This window comes from Enterobacter cloacae complex sp. ECL352, assembly GCF_020149545.1.
Lineage (GTDB): Bacteria > Pseudomonadota > Gammaproteobacteria > Enterobacterales > Enterobacteriaceae > Enterobacter > Enterobacter asburiae_B.
In genome coordinates this window covers 1-4938 of the sequence record NZ_CP083712.1, presented here as the reverse complement: position 1 = coordinate 4938, position 4938 = coordinate 1, and the positions used below count along the sequence as shown (strand labels likewise).

The following is a 4938-nucleotide window of genomic DNA, read 5'->3' as shown; positions in this document are numbered from 1 at the left end:
GAAGCACTTCACTGATATTCGCATCCGTGCCAACATAGTAAGCCAGTATACACTCCGCTAGCGCTACGTGACTGGTTCAGGGCTGCGCCCCGAAACCCGCTAACAGCCACTGACGCGCCTGCGGCTTGTCCAACCCCGCGCCGACCGGGAAAGGTTTTCCCGCCCGTCCCGGGGTTATCAGGAGACTGTTTTGTCAGAGAAACGGAACAAGATGCTCACCATGTGGGTGACGGAGGATGAGCACAGGCGGCTACTTGAGCGCTGCGACGGCAGGCAGCTGGCGGCGTGGATGCGGCAGACCTGCCTGGACGAAAAGCCGGCTCGTACCGCAAAACTTCCTTCGATCTCGCCGGCGCTGCTGCGCCAGCTTGCCGGTATGGGCAACAACCTGAACCAGATAGCCCGCCGTGTTAACGCCGGCGTCGGTACCGGTCATGACCGGGTGCAGATTGTGGCGGCGCTGATGGCCATCGATGCCGGGCTTGAGCGGCTGCGGCACGCCGTTCTTGAGAAAGGAACGGACGATGATCGTTAAATTTCATCCACGCGGTCGCGGCGGTGGCGCCGGGCCGGTGGACTATCTGCTGGGTAAAGACCGGCAGCGTGAAGGCGCCAGCGTCCTGCAGGGGAAGCCGGAAGAAGTCCGGGAGCTGATCGACGCGTCGCCTTACGTGAAGAAATACACCTCCGGCGTCCTGTCGTTTGCGGAGGCCGATCTGCCTCCCGGCCAGCGGGAAAAACTGATGGCCAGCTTCGAGCGGGTTCTGATGCCCGGACTTGATAAAGATCAGTACAGCATTCTGTGGGTGGAGCACGAGGACAAGGGGCGTCTGGAGCTGAACTTTCTGATCCCCAATACCGAGCTGCTGACCGGCAGGCGGCTCCAGCCGTACTACGACCGCGCCGACCGGCCGCGTATCGATGCCTGGCAGACCATCGTGAACGGCAGACTGGGGCTGCACGATCCGAACGCGCCGGAAAACCGCCGGGCGCTGGTCACGCCGGCCGGACTGCCGAAAACGAAGCAGGAAGCCGCAGAAGCCATCACCCGTGGACTGCTGAGCTTAGCCTCGTCCGGGGAGCTGAAAAGCCGTCAGGACGTCACTGAGGCTCTTGAAGGTGCAGGTTTTGAGGTGGTGCGTACAACGAAAAGCAGTATCAGCATTGCCGACCCTGACGGGGGGCGAAACATCCGACTGAAGGGAGCCATCTATGAGCAGTCTTTTAACGCTGGCGAAGGACTTAGAGCAGCAATCGAAAGCGCAGCAGAAGAGTACCGGCGAGATGCTGAAAGCCGCATTCAGCGAGCACGAGCAGTCTGTCAGAGCGGAACTGAACGCAAGCGCGAGGAGAATCAGCGACGCCATCAGCGCCCACGAGCAGAGTATGAGCGAGGCGATGGAGAAAAACCGGCGGAGCGTGTTGCTGACGGCCGGGAGGACATGGCTCACCATCCTGATGGTGTCAGCGCTGCTGATCGCCACGAGCGGGAGCATTCTGTGGTGGCAGGGACGGCAGATAACCGACAATTACACACATCTTCGTCAGCAGGAAGATACCCTGGCGAAAATGACCGCCCGGACGTGGGGAGTACGCTATCAGGAGAGCAACGACGGCCGGAGGTTCCTTATCCTGCCGCCGGGGATGCAAGCCGAAGCCATCCCCTACGACGGGACGACCTGGATCCGCCTGAAACAGGAGTAGCGGAAAATGACAGAGCTGGAAAAGCAGTTGCTGAGCGCATTAGAGCAGCTACAGCAGGACTACTCGCAAAGGCTGGACGAATGGGAGAGCGCCTTCGCGGAATGGCGGAGCATGTGTGGACTTATGCAACGGGAGAACGCGGTGCTGAACGAGCGCGTGTCGGACTTGAGCACGCAGGTGCTGAGTTTAAGCGAGCAGCTGCGCCGCTTGTCCGGGAACTGAATGCCATCGAGGAGAAGGCTGCACTGGAGTATCAGCGTCAGAACGAGCTGGAGCTGACGCTCCGACAGAAGCAGAAGAGTTTCGATGGTCCGAAGATGAGGTGACAGCCCGCACGAAGAAGGGCTCATCGCGTTCCTGCTAAATAGGCTGACTACCGGAATGGTAGTGACTTATCCCGGAGGAAGTGATGAAAATTCTCAACGTTATTGAAGCCCTGCTGAACTGTTTTTACCTGGTGATGGAGCTGTGTGAGTTGCCGGAGAGGCATTTGCCGGTTTTTAAGGCGTTCGCGCTGATTTTAGTGTGACTTTACGCTGCATGCATCTGGCTGCATGACTATGCATCAGTGTAATATCCAGCGGCTGCGTTTTTGGTGTTTTTTCGTCATGTCTGTCGCCACTTTCTCGCGTCTGGCACCGGAAACGCAGCCAACCCCGTTTCTGCGGTGCGGGCAAGGGGTGTTATGTTAAAAGCCGAGGTCTGGCGGATACGGAAAAAATTATGCCGGCCGGGCTTATGCCCGCGGCAATCCGGCCGATACTTAAATTATCCTTCACAAAGGATGTGCTGCGATCCAGGCAGTTGAGTGTTTTCCGGCTCCCGGATGTGAGCCATTTTTTTGCCTTCTGATGCCTGTTAATGCATGCGGAGCTGCGCTGGTTCTTCCAAGATTGATAGACGCCAGCTTCTCTGCTGGAGCCGGCGGATTTGCCGTAAATATGAACATTTTCTTATTGTTCAGCCCGCTAAAGATGGCGGGTTTTTTACGCGTGAAATCCGGAGCCGGACATCATGCCGGCATGGCTGAAGAGCGGGCTTTTTCCCGCCCTGTCGCAGTAATATATAACGCTACATAAGGAGTAGCCGATAACCATGGCAGTACTTACATTATCCGGGCAATCTGATTCATATGTTTTCACTTAAAAATATGTTCTCCCTGAACCTCCAGCGATCAGCCATTTCGTATGACGCAATTTGTCAGAATAAGCCTGTCATTGAGTTCAGTCCGGAGGGGGTGATAAATAAAGCCAGCCCGCTTTTTCTCTCCACTATGGGGTACAGGGCTGATGAAATAATCGGTCACCACCATCGTATATTCTGCCCGCCCTCGCTGGTAAGTTCACCGGAATACAGCCAGTTCTGGCAGCGCCTTGCCAGGGGAGAAAGCTTTAGTGGCAAGTACCTGCGGCTGGCAAAGGGAAATCGTTCCGTATGGCTTGAAGCCAGTTATATCCCCGTTTCTGACAGGCGCGGCCGTGTTATCAGAGTCATTAAAATTGCTGCCGATATTTCTGAGCGCGTGCATTCTGCTCTTGAGCAGGAAGCAGTCGTAAATGCCATAAACCGTTCTATGGCCATCATCACCTTCAATCCTGAAGGGATCGTGCTTGAAGCAAATGAAAATTTCGTCAATGCCACTGGCTATAAGCGGGATGAAATCATAGGTAAGCATCATCGTCTGTTCTGTGCCGAGACGCTTTACAAAAGTGATGAATACCGACATTTCTGGGAGAGTCTGAATCAAGGTGAGTTTTTTTCTGGTCTGTTTCCACGCCTTAACCGTCAGGGAGACCCTCTGTGGTTCCGTGCAACTTATAACCCTGTCTTTAACAGTGATGGGCAGCTTTATAAAATTGTGAAATTCGCTACAGATGTTACGGCTGATGTCCTGCGAAACCAGAGAGAGCAAGAGGCTGCTGTGCATGCATGGGATATGGCCGTGCAGACCCGAGAAAGTGCGCAGAACGGTGCCAATGTTATTGAAAATAGCATCCTTATGATTGACAGAATTGCGCAGGGGATGGGGGCTGTCTCCACCGATATCTCACGGCTCAACAATCAGTCTGAAAGTATTGACGATATGGTGGAAACCATCCGGAAGTTTGCCATGCAGACAAGACTTATTGCACTGAATGCCGCGATTGAAGCAGCAAGGGCTGGCGCATCCGGAAGAAGTTTTGCGGTTGTTGCCGCAGAAGTGCGTAATCTTGCGGCGAGCGTCAGTAGCGCGACTGAAGAAATTGAGCAAGTCGTGGCCAGCAATAGTCAACTGGCCAAGGATGTTCTCTGTGGCATTGAAAACAGCCTGATGAACACTCGGGAAGGGGTTACACTCATGCGCGAAGCGGGTGAAGTTATGACCAGCATTCAGAGGAATGCTGCAGGGGTTGAGACTGCGGTTAAGGATGTCGCCATTTCAGTTAAAGCCGGATAGGCCATGGTGCATATCCCCATATCTGTCGAACATCACAGATGATCTTCTTGAGATCCTTTCCGTTGCGTCGTAATCTCTTGCTCTGAAAACGAAAAAACCACCCGGCAAGGTGGCTTTTTCGAAGGTTCGCAAGAGTTGACGCTCTTTTGAACCGCGGTAACTGGCTTGGAGGAGCACAGTCACCAAAACTGTCCTTTCAGTGTAGCCTTATCGCACCCGAAACTTCAAGACTCTCCTCCTCTAAACCTGTTACCAGTGGCTGCTGCCAGTGGCGCTTTGTCGTGTTTTTCCGGATTGGACTCAAGTTGATAGTTACCGGATAAGGCGCAGCGGTCGGACTGAACGGGGGGTTCGTGCATACAGTCCAGCTTGGAGCGAACTGCCTTCCCGGAACTGAGTGTCAGGCGTGGAATGAGACAAACGCGGCCATAACAGCGGAATGACACCGGTAAACCGAAAGGCAGGAACAGGAGAGCGCACGAGGGAGCCACCAGGGGGAAACGCCTGGTATCTTTATAGTCCTGTCGGGTTTCGCCACCACTGATTTGAGCGTCAGATTTCGTGATGCTTGTCAGGGGGGCGGAGCCTATGGAAAAACGGCTTCGCCGCGGCCTTATCGCTTCCCTGTTAAGCTTCTTTCTGGCATCTCCCAGGAAATTTCCGCCCCGCCTGTAAGCCGGTACCGCTCGCCGCAGCCGAACGACCGAGCGCAGCGAGTCAGTGAGCGAGGAAGCGGAATATATCCTGTATCGCATATTCTGCTGACGCTCCGCTGCTGCATTTTTCTCCTGCCACAT

At 54.9% G+C, this 4938-nt stretch carries 4 protein-coding genes and 1 pseudogene; all 5 read left to right on the top strand.

Features of this window, described 5'->3' with window-relative positions; genetic code table 11:
• Positions 1 to 211: 211 nt before the first annotated feature.
• The 5 genes and pseudogenes from LBF07_RS24550 to LBF07_RS24530 all read left to right on the top strand — a co-directional run bounded on the left by LBF07_RS24550 (position 212) and on the right by LBF07_RS24530 (position 4141).
• On the top strand, positions 212 to 535 hold the full coding sequence (locus LBF07_RS24550; protein WP_007899679.1) for a MobC family plasmid mobilization relaxosome protein: 324 nt from the start codon (positions 212 to 214) through the stop codon (positions 533 to 535).
• Positions 474 to 1178 (top strand): annotated as a pseudogene (locus tag LBF07_RS24800) (relaxase/mobilization nuclease domain-containing protein); the annotation flags it as partial. The gene LBF07_RS24550 and the pseudogene LBF07_RS24800, both read left to right, overlap by 62 nt.
• A gap of 34 nt (positions 1179 to 1212) precedes the next feature.
• Complete coding sequence (locus LBF07_RS24540) at positions 1213 to 1704, top strand: MbeB family mobilization protein (RefSeq protein WP_016355729.1); 492 nt, start codon at positions 1213 to 1215, stop codon at positions 1702 to 1704.
• A gap of 6 nt (positions 1705 to 1710) precedes the next feature.
• Positions 1711 to 1926, top strand: a complete 216-nt coding sequence (locus tag LBF07_RS24535; protein ID WP_000137422.1) for an MbeD family mobilization/exclusion protein — start codon at positions 1711 to 1713, stop codon at positions 1924 to 1926.
• Positions 1927 to 2836: 910 nt separating this feature from the next.
• A complete protein-coding gene (locus LBF07_RS24530; RefSeq protein WP_007899670.1) occupies positions 2837 to 4141 on the top strand; it encodes a PAS domain-containing methyl-accepting chemotaxis protein in 1305 nt (434 codons plus the stop codon).
• Positions 4142 to 4938 lie beyond the last annotated feature (797 nt).